This window comes from Pantoea sp. EABMAA-21 (assembly GCF_030053335.1).
Classification (GTDB): domain Bacteria; phylum Pseudomonadota; class Gammaproteobacteria; order Enterobacterales; family Enterobacteriaceae; genus Pantoea; species Pantoea communis.
The window spans coordinates 111,115-130,698 of record NZ_JASGBX010000009.1 but is presented as its reverse complement, the minus strand read 5'-3'; the positions used below and the strand labels follow the sequence as shown (position 1 = coordinate 130,698).

Genomic DNA, 19,584 nt, shown 5'->3' with positions numbered 1-19,584 from the left:
TGCTCTTGCCCGGCGCGTCAGCGCCGGGCAACATTCCTGATCTGCCTCACACTTTTCTGCGCCCACCTGTTTTGTCCATCTACGTGACCAATTGTTCCCCAGCAGGTTACTGATTTAACGCTGATAATTTCGTCTCACCTTTTCGCGGGAGACGAACAATGGAAGGCGCAGCGCTCTCATTCAGAGAGAAACTGGGATATGGCATGGGCGATGCCGGATGTAATATGATCGGCGGTGCGATCATGCTTTTCCTTAACTATTTCTACACCGATGTGTTTGGCCTCGCACCCGCGCTGGTCGGTACACTGCTACTTTCTGTTCGCGTGCTGGATGCCGTCACCGATCCCATTATGGGCGCCATCGCCGATCGTACCCAAAGCCGCTGGGGGCGTTTTCGCCCGTGGCTACTGTGGGTTTCCGTCCCCTATGTGCTGTTCAGCGTGCTGATGTTCACCACGCCAGACTGGAGCTATGACAACAAAGTTATCTGGGCCTTTGTCACCTACTTCTTGATGTCGCTCACCTACACCGCCATCAATATTCCTTACTGCTCGTTGGGCGGTGTGATCACCAACGATCCCGGTGAACGCGTCTCCTGCCAATCTTACCGCTTTGTGATGGTGGGCGTGGCGACACTGATCCTGTCGCTCTCTCTGCTGCCGATGGCCGAGTGGTTTGGCGGTGACAACAAAGCACGCGGATACCAAATGGCGATGAGCGTGCTGGCACTGATTGGCCTGGCGATGTTCCTGTTCTGTTTTGCCACGGTTCGCGAACGTATCCGTCCAGCCGCGCCCAGTAATGATGATTTGAAGAAAGATCTGCGTGACGTCTGGAAGAACGATCAATGGGTGCGCATTCTCCTGCTCACCTTCTGCAATGTTTGTCCTGGCTTTATCCGCATGGCCGCCACCATGTATTACGTTACCTGGGTAATGGGGCAATCCACGCATTTTGCCACGCTGTTTATTAGCCTGGGTGTGATTGGCATGATGTTCGGCAGTACGCTGGCAAAAATCCTCACCGACCGCTGGTGCAAGCTGAAGGTGTTTTTCTGGACCAATATCGCGCTGGCACTCTTCTCGTGCGGTTTCTATTGGATTGATCCTCATGCGACTGTGGCGGTTGTCGTCGCCTACTTCCTGCTGAATATCCTGCATCAAATCCCGTCACCGCTGCATTGGTCGCTGATGGCGGATGTCGATGATTATGGTGAATGGAAAACGGGAAAACGCATCACCGGCATGAGCTTCTCCGGTAACCTGTTCTTCCTCAAAGTGGGTCTGGCGGTGGCCGGTGCGATGGTTGGTTTCCTGCTGTCTATTTATGGCTATGACGCGGGTGCAAAGCAGCAGGCTCCCAACGCCATCAACGGCATCATGCTGCTGTTTACCATGATTCCCGGTGTTGGCTATCTGATCACCGCCGGTGTAGTGCGCTTGCTGAAGGTGGATCGCAAACTCATGCGCATCATTCAGGATGATCTTGCGCTACGCCGTGCCAATGCACGTGAATTATCCCCTGCCTCCCTGACTGTCACCCCGCAACCTGGAGAGATCAAATGAGCTGGCCAAATCCCTTTATTACCCAACGCGCCGATCCATTTATCCTGCGTCATGGCGAAGGCTACTACTTCGTGGCATCGGTGCCGGAATATGATCGACTCGAAATCCGCTACGCTGACACACTGAATGGACTGATTGAGACGGAGGCGATTACGGTGTGGCGCAAGCCTGATACCGGGCCGTATAGTGCGTTAATTTGGGCGCCGGAACTGCACCATATCAATGGACAATGGGTGATTTACTTTGCTGCTGCGCCAACACGCGACATCAAAGATGGCCTGTTTCAGCATCGCATGTATGCGCTGGTGTGTGATGACAGCAATCCGCTTTCCGGCCACTGGCAACCTGTTCGCCGAGTGTTTACCCCAATCGACTCTTTCTCGCTTGATGCGACGCATTTCGTGCATCAGGGCAAAAACTGGTATCTGTGGGCACAGAAGGATCCCGCTATTCCGGGTAATTCCAATCTCTATCTCGCGGAATTGCTTAATCCCTGGACGCTGAAAAGCGCACCGGTGATGCTCAGCCGGCCGGAGTATGAGTGGGAGTGCGCAGGCTTTAGCGTCAATGAGGGCCCAGCAGTTATTCATCACGGCGATCGGCTGTTTGTCACCTATTCCGCCAGCGCAACTGATGAGAATTACTGCCTGGGAATGCTCAGCATCGACATGATGGCCGATCCGCTCGACAGCACTGCCTGGCAGAAATCTGCGCGTCCAGTCTTCACCACCAGCTGGGAAAATCAGCAGTATGGGCCGGGGCATAACAGCTTTACGCGGGACGAAAACGGCAGGGACGTGCTGGTGTATCACGCGCGGAATTACACCGAAATTGAAGGCGATCCATTATGGGATCCGAATCGCCATACGCGCCTGAAGTACATTGAATGGCGCGAAGACGGCACACCAGATTTCGGTGTACCGCCTGCCGATCACACCACCGTGCCGTAAATGGTCAGCAACGCGACCACAACCACCAGCACTAACGATATCCGCTTCGCCAGCGCCACGGCCACCCGTGGCGTTTCCACTTTATCCATATGCGGATCGCGCGCCAGCGAGAATTGCGCCAGACTGGTCAGCACCTGATATTGCGAACGATGCCGATCGCTTAGCGAGGCAAACCACGCAGGCAATGCCCGCTCACCGTGGCCTAACAGCGCATAAGCCACACCTGCCAGTCGCACCGGGATCCAGTCCAGCACGTGCAGTATGCTGTCTACACCTGACTGCGCGCGCTCCAGTGGAGAATGGTGTTTTGCCAGCCAACTTTGCCAGGCACGCAGGAAGGCATAACCCACCAGCAGCACCGGTCCGTAAGGGCCACCGACCACAAACCAGAACAGTGGCGCGAGGTAAAAGCGGAAGTTAATCCAAATCAGCGCATTTTGTAGCTCACGTAAAAACTCACGCTCACTGCACTCAACGGGTACACCATGAATCAGTGTCAGTTCCGCTGCCATGGCCTGATGCGCCGCTTCATCATCGTGGCTGGCGGCTTTCAGGTAGCGATGATAGTGCAGACGCACCGAGCCAGCGCCGATACACAGCAAGCCCACCACAATCCAGAATGCCAGTTGTGCCACGCCAAACAGAATGCCTTTCAGACTCCACACCAACAGCCAGACGATCAGCATCGCGATGAGGGTTATCACCAACGTGCGCAGCAGTGAAAATCGCTGGCGTCCGCGAAACAGCGGCTCCAGACGATGATCCAGCTGCCAATGCTCACCCAATTTAAACAGGCGTTCCCAACCTAACACTAATAACAAGCTAAACAACGTCATACCTGCTCCTGCTGTTTCAGGGATTCTCCTGCCTGATAGACTCTTTATAGCGTATCCAGTCAAATGCGGGGCCTGGATCGGTTTTGCGCTGTGGCGCGATATCGCTGTGTCCGGTGATGCGTTCCAGCGTCAGCGGATAGTGCTTAAGCAACAAGGCCGTGACCTTTTTTAAGGTCTTATACTGCGCGTCGGTATACGGCAACGTATCCGTGCCTTCCAGCTCAATGCCCATCGAGAAATCATTACAGTTTTCTCGCCCGGCAAATTGCGACACACCGGCATGCCATGCACGCTGATCAAACGAAACATACTGCACCAACTCACCATCACGACGAATCAGGCAGTGCGCCGCCACGCGCAGCTGCGCGATATCGGCAAAATAGGGGTGAGCATCCGGCGGCAAGGTCCCGGTAAACAGTTGATCAATCCACGGGCCACCAAATTCACCCGGCGGCAAACTGATATTATGAATAATCAGCAACGAGGGAATTTCATTTTCCGGTCGTTGGTTAAAGTGCGGCGAGGGCACTTTGCGCGCGCTGGTAATCCAGCCATCTTCCAGTTTCATGTTCTAAATCCCAGGCAAAATCAGGCTGAGAATAACATGTTTCCCCTTTTCGGCTTGTGACTTAATGCGAATGGCGAACGGTGTTAAGTATACTAAACATTTCAGCTATCACGACTGGCAATAGGCTATAAATCAGGCTAAGGTGAGCGCAGTTAAATCCGATTAATGGAGTGGCATAAGCATGGCATCGCGTCGTTACGATCCCGATCATCGTCGTCAGGAACTGATTAAGCGTATTGAGCAGGACATCCCCGAAGCCGTTGCGCGCGCACTTCGGGAGGATTTGGGTGGTGAGGTGGATGCTGACCGTGACATCACCGCCCTGCTCTTACCGGAAGATAAACAGGCCGAAGCACAGATCATCACGCGTGAAGCCGGTGTTTTTTGTGGTAAACGCTGGGTGCAGGAAGTGTTTATCCAGCTTGGCAATAAAGTCACGATTGTCTGGCATGTCGAAGATGGCCAAAACGTCGCAGCTGACCAGCTGCTATTCGAGTTAAAAGGTCCGGCCCGGCTGCTGTTAACCGCTGAACGAACTGCATTAAATTTCGTCCAAACGCTTTCCGGGGTGGCCACAGAAGTCAGTCATTATGTCGAGTTGCTCGTTGGCAGCGAAACGCAATTGCTGGATACACGCAAAACCTTGCCAGGTCTGCGTACAGCGCTGAAATATGCCGTATTGTGTGGCGGCGGCAGTAACCATCGGCTGGGTCTTTCCGATGCCTTCCTGATTAAAGAAAACCATATTATTGCCAGCGGTTCGGTACGCAATGCCGTTGAGAAAGCGCTGTGGCTGGCTCCCGATGTACCGGTTGAAGTAGAGGTAGAGAGCCTGCAGGAACTGCAGGATGCGATTGATGCCGGTGCCGACATTATCATGCTAGATAACTTTAGCTTCGAGATGATGCATGAAGCCGTCCTTCTCACCGACAAACGTGCCCTGCTGGAAGTCTCCGGTAACGTCACGGAAGCCACGCTGCCGCAAATTGCCAAAACCGGCGTCGACTTCGTGTCCGTGGGGGCATTGACCAAGCACTTGCGCGCCATGGATCTCTCCATGCGCTTTCGCGAACACTAATTTCTCTCCTCTTACCGCCGCAATTGCGCGGCGGTTTGTGAGTCGCCTTCCTGTTTATTGATACTTCTTCTGCAAACGCGGCGATTCATTACATCCTGCCTTCCAGCGTTAAACCGTCTCACTATCGCTTTCAGACGCCGTTTTCTACCTTAGCCGCTCCACAACAAGGAGCTGAATAATGGATAGACAACAAGGTTTTACCCTCATCGAATTGATGATAGTGATTGGCATTGTGGCCATTCTTAGTGCTATTGGCCTGCCCAGCTACCAAAATTATCTACAACGCGCCGCGCTGACTGACATGCTGCAAACCATGGTGCCTTATAAAACCGCCGTGGAACTCTGCGCGATTGAACGTGGCGGCCCCACTCAGTGCCAGGCGGGTGCAGGCGGCATTCCTGCTGCCAAAGGTTCACGCTATGTGGCCTCGCTAACCGTCGTGAATGGCGCCATCACCTTAACGGGTCAGGAGAGTCTTACCGGGTTGAGTGTAGAAATGACACCTATCTGGAACACCACGGAAGGCACGCTGGACTGGCAACGCAGTTGCACCAGCACCAATGCCAGTCTGCGCGACAGCTGTCTTGAACAGTTCCGCTTCACCGATAAGGACACTCACTGATGGCACAGCCCAATACCCCGATCCAGACCTTATGCGCACGTTACCAGGCGGTGATGCTTCAGCATGACGCCACATCACTGCGCGTCGCAGTAGCCGAGACGCCCGATCCGCTGCTGCTGGAAGCCCTGCAATTCGCCAGTCAGTGCAAAGTGGAAGTCGAGTGCTGGCCAGCGGCACGACTGGAGCAACTCCTGCACACCCCTGATGACTCGGCGACGTTGCACGAACCGGCCGCTACCGAAACAGCGATTAATGCCGTTGAACAGATTTTGCGCCAGGCGATCCAACGCCGTGCTTCTGACGTGCATTTTGAACCTCAGCAGCAGGGGTTACGCGTCCGATTACGTATTGATGGCGTCTTGCACAAACTGTCACATTTGCCAGATGCACCTACGGCTGCGGTGCTTGCCAGACTGAAAATCCTCGGCGGGCTGGATATCGCCGAGCGTCGCTTGCCACAAGATGGGCAATTCACACTGAACCTTGACGATCAACAGGCCGCATTTCGCCTTTCTACTTTACCCATTAGTCACGGTGAGAAAGCCGTGGTGAGACTGCTGCAAAGTGAAAACAGCGCGATCGCATTGGATAAACTCGGCATGCCGGTTACCCAACTCCGGTTACTGAAGCACGCGCTGGCTAAACCTCAGGGACTGATACTGGTCACCGGGCCTACCGGCAGCGGTAAAACCTTTACCCTCTACAGCGGATTAAGCGCTCTGAATGTGCCGGATAAAAATGTCTGCAGTGTAGAGGATCCCGTTGAAATTCCATTAGAGGGCATTAACCAGACGCAAATCCAACCGCGGAGCGGGCTCGATTTTAACCGTGTACTGCGGGCTCTGCTGCGACAGGATCCGGATGTGATTATGGTGGGCGAAATCCGCGATGCCGAAACGGCCAGCATTGCCGTTAAAGCGGCGCAGACCGGACATCTGGTGCTATCAACATTGCACACCAATTCGACGGCGGAAACGCTCACGCGTCTGCGACAGATGGATATCCCCGGTTACCTGCTCGGCCCGGCATTACAGCTAGTCATCGCGCAGCGTCTGGTACGACGGCTCTGCGAGCACTGCCGCCAGCCAGCACAAGCCCTAGCACATCTGCCACACAGCATTTGGCCTGGCACCTTACAAACATGGCGCGCGCCAGGCTGTGACCACTGCTTCTCGGGCTATTACGGACGCCTGGCGTTATTTGAGGTGCTGCCGATGAGTAGCAAGTTACAGAACGCGATTTCAGCCGATATGCCGCTGGAGCACATCATCTCACTGGCCAATGAAGGCGGGATGAAAACCCTGCTCGCCGCAGGGTTGGAGGCTGTGAGTCGCGGTGACACCTCCTTTGAAGAAGTTCAGCGGGTTGTGGGATTGGAGGATGGCTAATCTCTACCATTATCGCTGGCAGGCGCTGGACACGCTGGGCGCGTTACGGCAAGGAACCTCATTAGTTGCCAGTCAGGAAGAGCTCCTGCAGCAACTCTCAGATCGCGGTATGCTGCCGGTTAGCTGGCAGCGTGGGCAATGCTGGCGCACGCGTGACTGGAAGTGGCAGCACAAAATTGACCTTTTTCGCCAGTTGGCGACCTTGCTCAAGGCAGGATTGCCGCTGGCGGAGAGTCTGACGTTGCTGGCTGAGGGGCACCCGCATGCTGGCTGGCGCGAACTGCTTAATGAATTGCAACGTCGGGTAATGGCCGGAGAGGCATTTTCATCTGCACTCCGCGCCTGGCCGCAGATCTTCCCCGCGCTGTTTCCGGCATTAATGGAAGTGGGTGAACTCACCGGTCAGCTTGATGAATGCTGTCGCCAGCTGGCGTTACAGCAAAGCAAGCAACAGCACTTGAGACAGAAAGTGGTTAAAGCTCTGCGCTATCCATTGTTTATCTTGCTGGTGGCGCTGGCGGTGAGTGCGGGCATGTTGCTGTTTGTGCTGCCCGAATTTGTCTCCGTGTATGCCAGTTTTGATGCCCCCCTTCCCGCCTTCACCGCCGCCGTGATGAGTCTGTCAGCGTTTTTACAACAGGCAGCGCTCCCCCTGGCGATAACGATAATGTGCTTATTGTTCGGCGCAAGGTGGGTTTACCGTGGTTCTGTGCTCTGGCAAATTCGTGTTCATCGCTGGCTATTGCGTCTGCCGTTGCTTTCAACACTCTGGCGCGGTGGTCAGCTCAGCCAGATTTACGCCATCCTGCAATTAACGCAGCAGGCTGGACTCACGTTATTACAAAGTCTGCAAGCCGTTGAGGTCACGCTGGGATCGCCACTGTGGCGTGAGGCGATTATCGCGTTACAGCGGCATATCGCTGGCGGCTTACCACTGCATCAGGCGATGCAGCATCATCTGCTTTTCACCGCGCTCTGTGCACAACTGATCCGTGTCGGTGAGGAAGCGGGGGCGCTGGATGTCATGCTGGCACGATTAGCGGAGTGGCATGAAGCACAAACGCTGATGCGGGCTGATGCACTGGCGGCTTCGCTCGAACCCTTGATGATGATCGTGATCGGTGGAATTGTCGGCACGTTAGTGATTGCCATGTATCTGCCGGTATTTGGCTTAGGGGATGCGATTCGTTGACAGATGCGCACGGTGCGCATCTGTCTTCAACCTTCAACCTTCAACCTTCAACCTTCAACCTTCAACCTTCAACCTTCAACCACCGATAATCGACCTTCAGCCATCAGCCATCAGCCATCAGCCATCAGCCATCAGCCATCAGCGCGTGAATACCCGATTTTCCTGTTCCGCCACACGAATAAACGTGGTGCGTTTTGTCAGTTCTTTAAGGCGTGCTGCACCCACGTAAGTGCAGGCCGAACGCAGGCCGCCGAGGATATCCTTCACGGTGTCCTCCACCGGGCCGCGCAGCGGCAGGCGAACGGTTTTCCCTTCCGCAGCACGATACTGGGCGACCCCACCGACATGGCGTTTCATCGCGGATTCTGAGCTCATACCATAGAACAACATAAACTGCTCGCCCTGCTCTTCGACAACGTTCCCCTCGCACTCATCGTGCGCCGCCAGCATGCCGCCGAGCATGACAAAATCTGCCCCACCACCGAAAGCTTTCGCGATATCCCCCGGCACTGAACAACCGCCATCGCTGACAATCTGGCCGCCAAGGCCGTGCGCCGCATCGGCACACTCAATCACCGCAGACAGTTGCGGGTAACCGACGCCGGTTTTTACACGCGTGGTGCAGACCGAACCGGGGCCAATGCCGACTTTGACGATATCCGCGCCAGAGAGGATCAACTCCTCGACCATTTCACCGGTGACCACATTTCCCGCGCAAATGGTTTTGCCAGGGAAACTTTCACGCACTCGCTGCAGGAACTCAACAAAGTGCTCGGAGTAACCGTTGGCAACATCAATGCAGATGAAATTAAGCTGAGGCGATAAAGCGAGAACAGCGGCGAGCTTAACGAAATCGGCTTCGGAGGTACCGGATGAAACCATCACATGCCCAAGCACTGCAGCCGGCACGCGCTGGATAAATGCCTGCCAGGCTTCCACGCTGTAATGTTTATGCACTGCCGTCAGGACATTGAAGCCCGCCAGTGCTTCGGCCATGGTGAATGTGCCCACGGTGTCCATATTGGCGGCAATCACCGGAACGCCGGTCCAGTTCAGACCTGAATGCTTGAAAGTGTAGGTGCGTTCGAGTTCAACCTCAGAACGGCTTTTCAGGGTGGAGCGTTTGGGGCGGATCAAAACATCTTTAAAGCCCAGTTTTAAATCTTCTTCAATACGCATAGCTGAGTGTCCTGGTTAGTGACGACGAACCGCAGTTCGGGTAGCGCTCACGGCTCCAGTGTCGTTATCATACGCGCCATTCGTTCCGCGACAAGACTGCGAATTTCACTTTATTTAAGCTACAATCCCTTAAATTTAGCTGAGAAAATTGATTGTGATCATGCTCTCATCTTATTGCGGCTGATGGTCGCCCAATGAAGACAATTTTGAGAGAACGCTATGCCTTTTACCGTTGCGCTCACCGGAGGAATTGGCAGTGGTAAAAGCACCATTGCCAACGCTTTCACCGCGCTAGGCGTTGATATTATTGATGCTGATGTGATTGCGCGAGAAGTGGTTGAACCTGGTTCACCCGCCCTGCAGGCGATCGTTAAACGCCATGGTGAGTCAATATTGACCGCCGAAGGAGCGTTGTATCGGGCACGGCTGCGCGAGATTATTTTTCAGCAGCCGAAAGAAAAAAACTGGCTAAATCAGCTGCTTCATCCTCTTATTAATGCCCGTACACAGCAGCTAAAATTATTGGCAACGTCACCCTATGTGTTATGGGTGGTGCCGCTATTGGTTGAAAACGGGTTACAGCATCAGGCTGACCGGGTTCTGGTGGTTGATGTGGATGAAGCTACGCAGTTGCGGCGCACTCAGCAGCGTGATGGCATCACACTTAGCCAGGCAAAAAATATTCTTGCCGCACAGGCCAGCCGCGAGCAGCGTCTGGCCTGTGCGGATGACATCATCGATAACAGTGGTACGCCCGAGCAGGCGTTGCCGCGCGTTGCTGAACTTCACCAGCGTTATTTACGCCTGGCAGCAACCGGACAGGATTAACATCATGAGTACAGTCGTTCTGTTTGAACACCCGCTGAATGAGAAGATGCGCACCTGGCTGCGCGTGGAGTCATTACTTAACCAACTGCATGAAACGGTGCCCGTGGTGAATTCCGTCTCTGCATTAGGGGTATTTCGCATCATTGGTGATCTGTTAGATATCTTTGAGCGCGGTGATATGCGTACCGAGTTATTGAAAGAGCTGGAGCGCCAGCAGCAGAAACTTCGCGCCTGGCTTGATGTGCCAGGTGTGGACGAGCACACCGTCAGTAGCCTGCGTGACCGATTGAAACAGCAATCCAGCGAGCTGAATGCGGCACCGCGTATGGGCCAGCAATTGCGCGAAGATCGGTTGATTGGATTGGTACGCCAGCGATTGAGCATTCCTGGTGGCTGCTGCAGTTTTGATTTGCCGAGCCTGCATATCTGGCTGCACCAGCAGCAGTCACAGCGTGATTTGCAGGTTAACGGCTGGCTGGCGTCACTGGTTCCTCTGCGCAATAGTCTGACCATGATCCTTGATCTGGTGCGTCAGTCAGGCGTATTTCGCCATCAAACCAGCCTGAACGGTTTTTATCAGGATAATGCCGAAGGTTCGGATTTGTTGCGCCTCCAGCTAACCCTCGAAGATGCGCTGTACCCGCAGGTTTCAGGCCATAAAAGCCGTTATGCCATTCGATTCCTGCCACTGGACAGCGAGCGTGGTGAAGTGCCAGCCCGATTGAATTTTGAATTAGCGTGTTGTTGAGGTTGTTATGCAGGAAGAGTTGATTACCGTACCTTGTCCCAACTGCGGTAAAGATGTGATGTGGGATGAGCTGAGTCCTTGGCGCCCGTTTTGCAGCAAGCGCTGCCAGCTGATTGATTTGGGCGAATGGGCCGCCGAAGAGAAGCGCATTCCCAGCGATAGCGATCTGACCGACAGCGATGACTGGAGCGAAGAACAGCATTAATAAGAGATAAGGGGCTTACGCCCCTTTGCTTAAATTTCGTCAGCGACCAGGCGAGCGATAAGTTCGTGGTTGGCAGGAGGAAACTCTTCCGCGACTAAATCACGCTGTTCCACCCAACGCTGTGGCTGCCCTTCACGGCCGTACGGCTCACCGTTCCAACTTTCCACCAGGAAGAAGTGCAATGTGACGCGCAGATCGTCATAGCTATGATCGGCCAAACCAATCGCCTTCGCGGCTGTCACCTCAATGCCGGTCTCTTCCATCAATTCGCGTTTTAACGCTTGTTCAGCGGTTTCATCCTGTTCAATTTTTCCGCCAGGAAACTCCCATTTATTCGCCATGTAGGAGCTCGCCGCACGCTGGGCAAGGAAGATCTGACGGCTGGCATTGCGAATGATGCCCACTGCGACTTGCAGGTGTTTCATAAGCTGAATTCCGCTTTTAATTAATGAGCGCTGATAGTAATGCAGTCGCCAGGCAATGTTAACTCTGTGGCGACGGCCAAAAGAAAAAGGAGCCCGAAGGCTCCTCGTTTATCAGGCCAGGCGGCCATGACACTGTTTGTATTTCTTACCGGAACCGCATGGGCACAAATCGTTGCGTCCTACTTTGCGCTCCCCACCCTGTGCAGCCAGGGCCGCAGCTGCTGCGGTTTCGTCATCAACATGGCTCAGCTGTTGTTGCTGTGCCAGACGCTCAGCCTCTTCACGGCGTTGCTGTTCCATCGCCTCGACTTCTTCCGGCATGCGCACCTGCACTTTGCTCAGGGTGCTGATCACTTCATACTTCAGTGACTCCAGCATGGCGGCGAACATCGAGAAGGACTCGCGCTTGTATTCCTGCTTCGGATCTTTCTGCGCATAGCCACGCAGATGGATGCCCTGACGCAGATAATCCATCGCCGCCAGATGCTCTTTCCACAGTGAATCCAGCGTTTGCAGCATCACGCCTTTTTCGAAGTTACGCATCATTTCAGCGCCAACCACTTCTTCTTTCGACGCGTAGTTTTCATGCGCACGGCTCATGATACGTTCACGCAGCGTTTCTTCATGCAGATCCGGCTCTTTATCCAGCCATTCTGCAATCGGCAGATCCAGATCGAAATCGTTGCGCAGACGCTCTTCAAGGCCCGGAATATCCCACATTTCTTCCAGCGACTGCGGTGGAATGTAGGTGTCGATAGTGGCCTTGAACACATCTTCACGGATGCTGTTGATGGTTTCAGACACATCAGACACGTCCAGCAGTTCATTACGCTGACTGTAGATAGCGCGACGCTGATCGTTGGCCACATCATCGTATTCCAGCAGCTGCTTACGGATGTCGAAGTTACGGCTTTCCACTTTACGCTGTGCATTGGCGATGGCTTTGGTGACCCACGGATGCTCAATCGCTTCGCCTGGCTTCATGCCCAGTTTACGCATCATGTTAGACACACGATCCGAAGCAAAGATACGCATCAACGCATCTTCCATTGACAGGTAGAAGCGTGATGAACCCGCATCACCCTGACGACCGGCACGACCGCGCAGCTGGTTATCGATACGACGTGATTCGTGACGCTCAGTACCGATAATGTGCAGACCGCCCGATGCCAGAACTGCATCATGGCGCAGTTTCCAGGCTTCTTTGATGGCCTGAATCTGCGCTTCTGAAGGTTCATCCAGCGCTGCCACTTCGGCCTGCCAGCTGCCGCCCAACACGATATCGGTACCACGACCTGCCATGTTGGTTGCGATGGTGACTGCAGCTGGTTGACCTGCCTGTGCCACGATATCCGCTTCGCTGGCGTGGAATTTGGCGTTCAGTACGCTGTGTTTGATACCCGCGCGCGTCAGTTCGTTAGAGACCACCTCTGATTTCTCAATCGAAATGGTTCCGACCAGCACCGGCTGGCCTTTCGCAGTGCAAGTACGAATGTCTTCGATGATCGCGTCGATCTTCTCTTTCTCGGTCATATAGACCAGGTCAGCCATATCTTTACGCACCATCGGACGGTTAGTTGGCACCACGATGGTATCGAGTTTATAGATCGAGCTGAATTCAAATGCTTCGGTATCAGCAGTACCGGTCATACCGGCCAGTTTTTCGTAAATACGGAAGTAGTTCTGGAAGGTGATGGAAGCCAGCGTTTGGTTCTCGTTCTGGATTTCCACGCCTTCTTTGGCTTCAACAGCCTGGTGCAAACCATCAGACCAGCGACGTCCCTGCATGGTACGGCCAGTGTGCTCATCAACGATGATCACTTCGCCATCTTTTACGATGTAATCGACATCGCGGGTAAACAGCGCATGCGCACGCAGTGCAGCCGTCACGTGGTGCATCAGCATGATGTTGGTTGGCGAGTAAAGTGACTCACCTTCTTCCATAATGCCCTGGCTCACCAGCAGCTCTTCAACTTTTACCAGACCACGCTCGCTCATGTGAGCCTGACGTGCTTTCTCATCGACCCAGAAGTCGCCTTCACCCTGGAAGGTTTCTGAGTCTTCCTTCTCCTGGCGTACCAGGTGAGGAATGATTTTATTCACTTTGGTGTACAGCTCGGAGCTGTCTTCAGCAGGACCGGAGATGATTAACGGCGTACGCGCTTCATCGATCAGGATGGAATCCACCTCATCCACCAACGCGTAGTGCAGTTTACGCTGTACACGCTCTTCCGGGCTGAATGCCATGTTGTCGCGCAGGTAGTCGAAGCCGTATTCGTTGTTAGTACCGTAGGTGATATCCGCAGCATAGGCAGCGCGTTTCGCCACCGCGGGCATGTTTGGCAGGTTGATACCGATAGACAGACCCAGGAACTCGAACAGTGCACGGTTGTTTTCGGCATCACGCTGAGCCAGGTAATCGTTCACCGTGACCACGTGCACGCCTTTACCGCTCAATGCGTTCAGGTAAGCCGGTAGTGTTGCCGTCAGGGTTTTACCTTCACCGGTACGCATCTCGGCGATGCAACGCTCATTCAGCACCATGCCGCCAATCAGCTGTACATCGAAGTGGCGCATACCAAACACACGTTTACTGGCTTCACGCACCGTGGCAAAGGCTTCAGGAATCAGGCTTTCAAGGCTTTCACCTTTCTTCAGGCGTTCACGGAACAGGTCGGTCTTGGCTTTCAGTTCGTCATCCGAGAGCTTGACGAAATCCGGCTCCATCTTATTGATGACATCGACGATTTTGCGCATGCGGCGCAGAGTACGATCGTTGCTGCTGCCGAATACTTTGGTTAACAATTTGATTAACATGGTAAATTTTTCTCAATTCAGCCGCATTCATGCGGGCTGGAAAATCTAAAACAGGATGTGGAAAATCGTTAGCTGTTAAGCAATGGCAGGCCCGGCGCGGATGCCATGAATAGCAGCCTGCCAGTCAGCAGAAGTGTGAATTTGAGGTTCGCGATGACGCAGCGTTTCCTGCGGCTCTAATGCAATAGCGGGTTGAGCTGGCGATGTGAGTAGCGCCTGCAGCGAATCGATTAACGCCAGCTTTTGTGCCGCCAGCGGGGCAGTATGACTCTCTTCCGCTTCTGCTGGTGGCGTCATGCTAAATGAGAGGTGGCGAATGACCGTGCGAATGGCATGCTGATGCCAGTAATCGACATTGAAATTAGGTCGACGCGCACTTTCCTGCAGACGGATTAAATGATCGAAATGAACAACATTGCCGACAAACAGGCTGCTGATGGGCGAGTCTGTCGCCGTGGACTCCGCACTTTGCGCACAGGCAGGCAAGCCCAAACTGGCCGCCACCATCCCTAACAAGAGATGAGGCCAGAAGTAGCGTCTGCCTAATTGTCGCCAGCGTGAGAAAATCCCGATCACAACCTGTCCACAGTTAAATAAAGTAATGAAGCCGTTGCGGTTATCCGCGAACCTGCTCATATGAGCGCCAGATAATAGCACTTATGTGGGGCCAGGACACCAGTGATTAAAGGGCTTACGGGGGATTTCACGTTTATTTGTACAGGCTTTCGCCAGTGATAGCAGAGAATTGAGAGCGGTCTTGCAGGAATAAAAAACAGGCAATAAAAAACGGCAGCTTCCACTGACCGGAGAGGGTGTCAGGGAAACTGCCGTTTTTATGACTGACTTACGCCAGAACTAAATTTGGAGCTTTGAATGCCAGTGGCAGTTCAGCTTCGTCTTCGAAGGTTGCCCATTCCCAGGCTTCCTGCTTCGCCAGAACCGCTTGCAGCAACTTGTTGTTCAGCGCATGGCCCGATTTGAACGCAGAGAATGCGCCAATCACGTTGTGGCCACACATAAACAGGTCGCCAATCGCGTCCAACATTTTGTGACGAACGAACTCATCTTCAAAGCGCAGACCGTCTTCGTTGAGTACGCGGAAATCATCAAGACCAATCGCACAATCTAAGCTACCGCCCAGGCACAGGCCTTTAGACTGCAGATATTCGATTTCACGCATAAAACCAAAGGTGCGCGCACGACTGATTTGGCGAACAAACGCCTCAGCCGAGAAGTTTAACTGGTAACGCTGCGAGCTTGAGTCAATTGCCGGATGTTTGAAGTCGATAGTAAAGTCGAGTGAGAAACCGTTATAAGGTTTGATCTCGGCCCACTTATCACCATCTTCAACACGCACCGTCTGCTTAACGCGTACGAATTTCTTCGCACTATTCAGCTCTTCGACGCCTGCATCCATCAGCAAGTAGACAAAAGGCGCGGCACTGCCATCCATAATTGGGATTTCGGGCGCATCGACTTCAACAATAATGTTGTCGATACCCAAGCCAGCCAATGCAGCATTCAGGTGCTCAACCGTCGATATACGCACGCCTTCATCATTCACCAGGCAGGTACTCAGCATGGTGTCGCGCACGTATTTTGCATCAGCCGGGAAATCAACCGGTGGATTCAAGTCAGTGCGACGATAGATGACCCCGGTATTAGCCGACGCAGGGCGTAAGGTCAGCGTGACTTTCTTGCCGGTATGTAAACCGACACCTGTCGCCTGAACAATACGTTTTAATGTCCTTTGTTTGATCATCGCATTATCTCGCAATATTACCCATCCGACCGCTAGTATAAATTACCAGCGGGCGAATACTTTAGCACAAAGAGCGGAGAATCCCAATTCTCAGGATATTCTTAGTCTGCCTGCTTACGCAGGAAGGCTGGAATATCAAGATAATCTGGCTCTTTATTGGACGATGCTGGCTGGTCGTTGACCACTTTCGCTGCCGGCTTCTGCTCCTGCGGCAACGGCGCCATACCGTGCTGCTGGTAGCGATGATCCATCACTGGCTGAGAAGCCGGTTTGTTGGTCACCAGCGTAATTTCTGGACGCTTGTCCATGCCAATACCGGTTGCAACGACGGTCACGCGCAGTTCGTCGTTCATCTCTGGGTCCAGAGAAGTACCGATGACCACGGTCGCGTTGTCAGAGGCGAAGGCGCGGATAGTGTTACCCACGGTTTCGAACTCATCCAGACGCAGGTCGAAGCCCGCCGTGATGTTGACCAGCACGCCGCGCGCACCAGACAGATCGATATCTTCCAGCAGTGGGCTGGAGATCGCCATTTCGGCTGCTTCTTCGGCACGGTCTTCACCGCACGCCACGCCGGAGCCCATCATGGCGTAACCCATTTCTGACATCACGGTACGCACGTCCGCGAAGTCAACGTTCATCAAGCCTGGGCGAGTAATCAGCTCGGCGATACCCTGCACCGCACCTTTCAGTACGTCGTTGGCTGCACCAAAGGCATCCAGCAGAGAGATACCGCGACCCAGCACTTTTAACAGCTTGTCGTTCGGGATGGTGATCAGTGAATCAACATGCTTAGACAGCTCAGCGATACCCTGTTCAGCAAAAGCCATACGCTTTTTGCCTTCGAAATTGAAGGGCTTGGTCACCACCGCAACGGTCAGGATACCCAAATCTTTTGCTACTTCTGCCACGACTGGCGCTGCACCGGTACCGGTACCGCCGCCCATGCCTGCAGCGATAAACACCATGTCTGCCCCTTCCAGCGCAGAACGCAGTGCTTCACGATCTTCCTCAGCTGAGGTACGACCCACCTCCGGGTTTGCACCAGCACCGAGACCCTTGGTGATACCGGTCCCGATCTGGATCGTCTGGCCAACCGCTGTCTTACGCAACGCTTGCGCGTCGGTGTTTACAGCGAAGAATTCTACACCTTCGATACGCTCGCGTACCATGTGCTCTACGGCGTTGCCACCGCCGCCGCCGACGCCGATGACTTTAATCACCGCGTCATTGGTTAATTCCATAGGTTCAAACATGATTTCTCTCCGTTATGTGCCTGTCGCCTGGAGATCATAAACATTGCCTGCATGATCTCCTTTTTCAAAAATTAAAACTCTTTCTTCAGCCAGCTATTGATACGTTTAAACCAGTTGCCCACTGAAGCACGTTTTTCCGTTTCTGCATCACCGTTCATGTGTGACTCTTTGCCGTAATGCAGCAGACCGACTGCAGTTGAGTAATACGGCTCCTGCGCATAATCCGTCAGGCCGGTGATGTTAAGTGGCTGACCAATACGCACCTGCGTATGAAATACACGCTGGGCGCAAGCGGCCAAACCTTCAATCTGTGCTGCGCCACCGGTCAGCACGATGCCTGCTGCCAGGTGGTGTTTCACGCCCTGCTGGCGCAGTTGCTCCTGCAGTTGCAGAATCTCGTCATTCACCAGATTCAGCAATTCGGTGTAACGCGGCTCAATCACTTCTGCCAGCGTTTGGCGTTGCAGACTGCGCGGTGGACGTCCACCGACGCTGGGCACTTCGACGTTTTCATCTTTGCCAACAATCGAACCCAACGCACAACCATGACGTACTTTGATCGCTTCCGCATCGGTTGGCGGTGTGCCGAAGGCATAGGCGATATCACTGGTCACCACATTCCCTGCATAAGGGATCACTTTGGTGTGACGCAGTGCGCCGCCGGTGTAAACCGCGATATCCATTGTACCGCCACCGATGTCAACAACACAGACGCCCAGCTCACGTTCATCTTCAGTCAGAACCGAGAAACTGGATGCCAGTCCGGCAAAAATCAGTTGGTCAACTTTCAGGCCGCAACGTTCAACGGCTTTAACAATATTTTTCGCCATATCATTGTGGCAGGTGATCAAGTGCACTTTCGCCTGCATACGCACGCCGGAAAGTCCCACCGGATTCTTGATGCCTTCCTGATAATCAATGGCATATTCCTGAGGAATAACATGCAGGATACGATGTTCATCGCGCACGCGTACGGATTTCGCCGTATGTACCACGTTCTCTACATCATCCTGAGTCACTTCCTCTTCCGAAATCGGAACCATCCCGATTTCGTTCTGACAACTGATATGTTTGCCCGATAAAGCAAGGTAAACCGACGAAATCTGGCAATCAGCCATCAGTTCAGCCTGGTCGATGGCGCGTTGAACGCATTTCACCACCGACTCAAGGTCATTTACGCCGCCTTTATCCATACCACGAGACGGGCAGCTGCCCACCCCAATAATGTTGACCATACCATCAGGCAGAATTTCCCCAACCAGGGCGGCAACCTTTGCGGTGCCGATTTCAAGTCCTACTACCAGTTTTCTGTCCGTTGCCTTGATCATTGTGGTTTAGCCTGTGCCTGGTTTTGTTGCTGATTACTGTCCTGTGGCTCCAGCGGGGCCGCTGCCCAGCCTACTGCGGCACCGGAGTCGTAGCGCAAATCGACATAGGTAATGCGCTTGTTCTGACTCTGGCCCTGCTGCAGCAGCTCCGGATAGAGCTCAATAAAACGGTTCAGACGCTTCATGGTGTCGCTGCGTCCCAGTTCGATGCGCACATCGTCGCTGGTCACTAACTGCCACGAGCGCCGCGCCGTCATCGACGCGACCTTCAGGGTAAACTTGCCGGCTTTGAGCACATCACTCATGGTGTGATAGCCTGCCAACACCTCTGTTTCACTGCCTTCCGGGCCATATAACATCGGCAATGTTTCTTTACCGATATGACTGGTCGGGACGCTGAAGGAGACGCCATCGGCGTCTACCATGTGTGAGTCATTCCAGCGTGCCACCGGAACATACTCCACCAGGTTAATCTTCAGCTCATCAGGCCACTGCTTACGCACACTGACCTGTTTAATCCAGGGTAAACGCTCAATCTGTTGCTGGATGATGTCCACGTTTTGCGACATAAACGTGCCAGGTGCACCGAGCGACAAAATAGCCTGGCGAATGTCATCATGCGTGGTGTAATGCGTTTCCCCGGTCACCACCAGCTTCGACAGCGGTAAACGCGACGCATCATTCATCCACTTCAGCACCACCAGCCCACCGGCAGCCATGATGCCCAACACCATCAGCAGGAATACGACGCCAAACAGTCGGGCACCGTTGCTACGCCCGGTGCGCGCACGCTCCTGGGGTTCGCGATTTCGTACACGTATCGCCGCCTGAGACATA

Annotated in this window: 19 protein-coding genes; 9 read left to right on the top strand and 10 right to left on the bottom strand. The window is 53.8% G+C overall.

All coding sequences use genetic code 11. The annotated features are described in order from the left end of the window. Window positions 1–158 precede the first annotated feature (158 nt). Both QMZ65_RS14755 and QMZ65_RS14750 read left to right on the top strand, forming a co-directional pair. Window positions 159–1,565, top strand: a complete 1,407-nt coding sequence (locus QMZ65_RS14755; RefSeq protein WP_097118352.1) for a glycoside-pentoside-hexuronide (GPH):cation symporter — start codon at window positions 159–161, stop codon at window positions 1,563–1,565. After that, window positions 1,562–2,515, top strand: a complete 954-nt coding sequence (locus QMZ65_RS14750; protein WP_283216235.1) for a glycoside hydrolase family 43 protein — start codon at window positions 1,562–1,564, stop codon at window positions 2,513–2,515. The genes QMZ65_RS14755 and QMZ65_RS14750 overlap by 4 nt, the downstream gene beginning before the upstream one ends. Here QMZ65_RS14750 and ampE read toward each other — a convergent pair. Both ampE and ampD read right to left on the bottom strand, forming a co-directional pair. Beyond that, window positions 2,497–3,351 (bottom strand): beta-lactamase regulator AmpE, encoded by an 855-nt coding sequence (ampE, locus tag QMZ65_RS14745; RefSeq protein WP_283216234.1) that lies wholly within the window; start codon window positions 3,349–3,351, stop codon window positions 2,497–2,499. The genes QMZ65_RS14750 and ampE overlap by 19 nt on opposite strands. 16 nt (window positions 3,352–3,367) lie before the next feature. Then, window positions 3,368–3,919 (bottom strand): 1,6-anhydro-N-acetylmuramyl-L-alanine amidase AmpD, encoded by a 552-nt coding sequence (ampD, locus tag QMZ65_RS14740; RefSeq protein WP_045816802.1) that lies wholly within the window; start codon window positions 3,917–3,919, stop codon window positions 3,368–3,370. A 181-nt stretch (window positions 3,920–4,100) separates the two neighbouring features. Here ampD and nadC point away from each other — a divergent pair, with 181 nt between their 5' ends. From nadC to hofC, 4 genes are all read left to right on the top strand, one after another. After that, on the top strand, window positions 4,101–4,997 hold the full coding sequence (nadC, locus tag QMZ65_RS14735) for a carboxylating nicotinate-nucleotide diphosphorylase (RefSeq protein ID WP_283216233.1): 897 nt from the start codon (window positions 4,101–4,103) through the stop codon (window positions 4,995–4,997). A gap of 178 nt (window positions 4,998–5,175) precedes the next feature. After that, window positions 5,176–5,619 (top strand): prepilin peptidase-dependent pilin, encoded by a 444-nt coding sequence (gene ppdD, locus QMZ65_RS14730; protein ID WP_097118349.1) that lies wholly within the window; start codon window positions 5,176–5,178, stop codon window positions 5,617–5,619. Then, window positions 5,619–7,007 (top strand): type II secretion system protein GspE, encoded by a 1,389-nt coding sequence (gene gspE, locus QMZ65_RS14725; RefSeq protein ID WP_211729134.1) that lies wholly within the window; start codon window positions 5,619–5,621, stop codon window positions 7,005–7,007. Before ppdD ends, gspE begins: the two co-directional genes overlap by 1 nt. Then, a complete protein-coding gene (gene hofC / locus QMZ65_RS14720; protein ID WP_283216232.1) occupies window positions 7,000–8,199 on the top strand; it encodes a protein transport protein HofC in 1,200 nt (399 codons plus the stop codon). The genes gspE and hofC overlap by 8 nt, the downstream gene beginning before the upstream one ends. Window positions 8,200–8,337: 138 nt before the next feature. Here the strand turns inward: hofC and QMZ65_RS14715 are convergent, their stop codons facing one another. Further along, window positions 8,338–9,378: a GMP reductase gene (locus tag QMZ65_RS14715; protein WP_097118346.1), complete on the bottom strand. Its 1,041-nt coding sequence runs from the start codon at window positions 9,376–9,378 to the stop codon at window positions 8,338–8,340. Between the two features lie 219 nt (window positions 9,379–9,597). Here QMZ65_RS14715 and coaE point away from each other — a divergent pair, with 219 nt between their 5' ends. From coaE to yacG, 3 genes are read left to right on the top strand one after another with little or no spacing between them, the layout of a single operon-like run. After that, window positions 9,598–10,206: a dephospho-CoA kinase gene (coaE, locus tag QMZ65_RS14710; RefSeq protein ID WP_058960895.1), complete on the top strand. Its 609-nt coding sequence runs from the start codon at window positions 9,598–9,600 to the stop codon at window positions 10,204–10,206. A gap of 4 nt (window positions 10,207–10,210) precedes the next feature. Next, window positions 10,211–10,954 (top strand): cell division protein ZapD, encoded by a 744-nt coding sequence (zapD, locus tag QMZ65_RS14705; RefSeq protein ID WP_097118345.1) that lies wholly within the window; start codon window positions 10,211–10,213, stop codon window positions 10,952–10,954. Between the two features lie 7 nt (window positions 10,955–10,961). Beyond that, complete coding sequence (gene yacG, locus QMZ65_RS14700; RefSeq protein ID WP_097118344.1) at window positions 10,962–11,159, top strand: DNA gyrase inhibitor YacG; 198 nt, start codon at window positions 10,962–10,964, stop codon at window positions 11,157–11,159. Between the two features lie 29 nt (window positions 11,160–11,188). Here yacG and mutT read toward each other — a convergent pair whose 3' ends face one another. From mutT to ftsQ, 7 genes are all read right to left on the bottom strand, one after another. Continuing rightward, the gene (mutT, locus tag QMZ65_RS14695) at window positions 11,189–11,584 is read right to left on the bottom strand and encodes an 8-oxo-dGTP diphosphatase MutT (RefSeq protein WP_283216231.1); all 396 of its coding nucleotides are present in this window, start codon (window positions 11,582–11,584) and stop codon (window positions 11,189–11,191) included. A gap of 111 nt (window positions 11,585–11,695) precedes the next feature. Next, window positions 11,696–14,401 carry a preprotein translocase subunit SecA gene (gene secA / locus QMZ65_RS14690; RefSeq protein WP_097118342.1) on the bottom strand — a complete coding sequence of 902 codons (2,706 nt, stop codon included), beginning with the start codon at window positions 14,399–14,401 and terminating at the stop codon, window positions 11,696–11,698. Window positions 14,402–14,476: 75 nt separating this feature from the next. After that, window positions 14,477–14,977, bottom strand: a complete 501-nt coding sequence (gene secM, locus QMZ65_RS14685; protein WP_176505769.1) for a secA translation cis-regulator SecM — start codon at window positions 14,975–14,977, stop codon at window positions 14,477–14,479. 268 nt (window positions 14,978–15,245) lie between these two features. Then, window positions 15,246–16,163, bottom strand: coding sequence for a UDP-3-O-acyl-N-acetylglucosamine deacetylase (lpxC, locus tag QMZ65_RS14680; protein ID WP_034829665.1), 918 nt, complete (start codon window positions 16,161–16,163; stop codon window positions 15,246–15,248). Window positions 16,164–16,264: 101 nt separating this feature from the next. Continuing rightward, window positions 16,265–17,419, bottom strand: coding sequence for a cell division protein FtsZ (gene ftsZ, locus QMZ65_RS14675; RefSeq protein WP_034829667.1), 1,155 nt, complete (start codon window positions 17,417–17,419; stop codon window positions 16,265–16,267). 71 nt (window positions 17,420–17,490) lie between these two features. Further along, window positions 17,491–18,747 carry a cell division protein FtsA gene (gene ftsA, locus QMZ65_RS14670; protein ID WP_013507861.1) on the bottom strand — a complete coding sequence of 419 codons (1,257 nt, stop codon included), beginning with the start codon at window positions 18,745–18,747 and terminating at the stop codon, window positions 17,491–17,493. Then, window positions 18,744–19,583, bottom strand: a complete 840-nt coding sequence (ftsQ, locus tag QMZ65_RS14665; RefSeq protein ID WP_283216230.1) for a cell division protein FtsQ — start codon at window positions 19,581–19,583, stop codon at window positions 18,744–18,746. The genes ftsA and ftsQ overlap by 4 nt, the downstream gene beginning before the upstream one ends. Window position 19,584 lies beyond the last annotated feature (1 nt).

Bases quoted from the DNA above. Each gene is read 5' to 3' on its own strand.
- QMZ65_RS14755 (WP_097118352.1), top strand. From the start codon at position 159: ATGGAAGGCGCAGCGCTCTCATTCAGAGAGAAACTGGGATATGGCATG.
- QMZ65_RS14750 (WP_283216235.1), top strand. From the start codon at position 1,562: ATGAGCTGGCCAAATCCCTTTATTACCCAACGCGCCGATCCATTTATC.
- ampE (WP_283216234.1), bottom strand. From the start codon at position 3,351: ATGACGTTGTTTAGCTTGTTATTAGTGTTAGGTTGGGAACGCCTGTTT.
- ampD (WP_045816802.1), bottom strand. From the start codon at position 3,919: ATGAAACTGGAAGATGGCTGGATTACCAGCGCGCGCAAAGTGCCCTCG.
- nadC (WP_283216233.1), top strand. From the start codon at position 4,101: ATGGCATCGCGTCGTTACGATCCCGATCATCGTCGTCAGGAACTGATT.
- ppdD (WP_097118349.1), top strand. From the start codon at position 5,176: ATGGATAGACAACAAGGTTTTACCCTCATCGAATTGATGATAGTGATT.
- gspE (WP_211729134.1), top strand. From the start codon at position 5,619: ATGGCACAGCCCAATACCCCGATCCAGACCTTATGCGCACGTTACCAG.
- hofC (WP_283216232.1), top strand. From the start codon at position 7,000: ATGGCTAATCTCTACCATTATCGCTGGCAGGCGCTGGACACGCTGGGC.
- QMZ65_RS14715 (WP_097118346.1), bottom strand. From the start codon at position 9,378: ATGCGTATTGAAGAAGATTTAAAACTGGGCTTTAAAGATGTTTTGATC.
- coaE (WP_058960895.1), top strand. From the start codon at position 9,598: ATGCCTTTTACCGTTGCGCTCACCGGAGGAATTGGCAGTGGTAAAAGC.
- zapD (WP_097118345.1), top strand. From the start codon at position 10,211: ATGAGTACAGTCGTTCTGTTTGAACACCCGCTGAATGAGAAGATGCGC.
- yacG (WP_097118344.1), top strand. From the start codon at position 10,962: ATGCAGGAAGAGTTGATTACCGTACCTTGTCCCAACTGCGGTAAAGAT.
- mutT (WP_283216231.1), bottom strand. From the start codon at position 11,584: ATGAAACACCTGCAAGTCGCAGTGGGCATCATTCGCAATGCCAGCCGT.
- secA (WP_097118342.1), bottom strand. From the start codon at position 14,401: ATGTTAATCAAATTGTTAACCAAAGTATTCGGCAGCAGCAACGATCGT.
- lpxC (WP_034829665.1), bottom strand. From the start codon at position 16,163: ATGATCAAACAAAGGACATTAAAACGTATTGTTCAGGCGACAGGTGTC.
- ftsZ (WP_034829667.1), bottom strand. From the start codon at position 17,419: ATGTTTGAACCTATGGAATTAACCAATGACGCGGTGATTAAAGTCATC.
- ftsA (WP_013507861.1), bottom strand. From the start codon at position 18,747: ATGATCAAGGCAACGGACAGAAAACTGGTAGTAGGACTTGAAATCGGC.
- ftsQ (WP_283216230.1), bottom strand. From the start codon at position 19,583: ATGTCTCAGGCGGCGATACGTGTACGAAATCGCGAACCCCAGGAGCGT.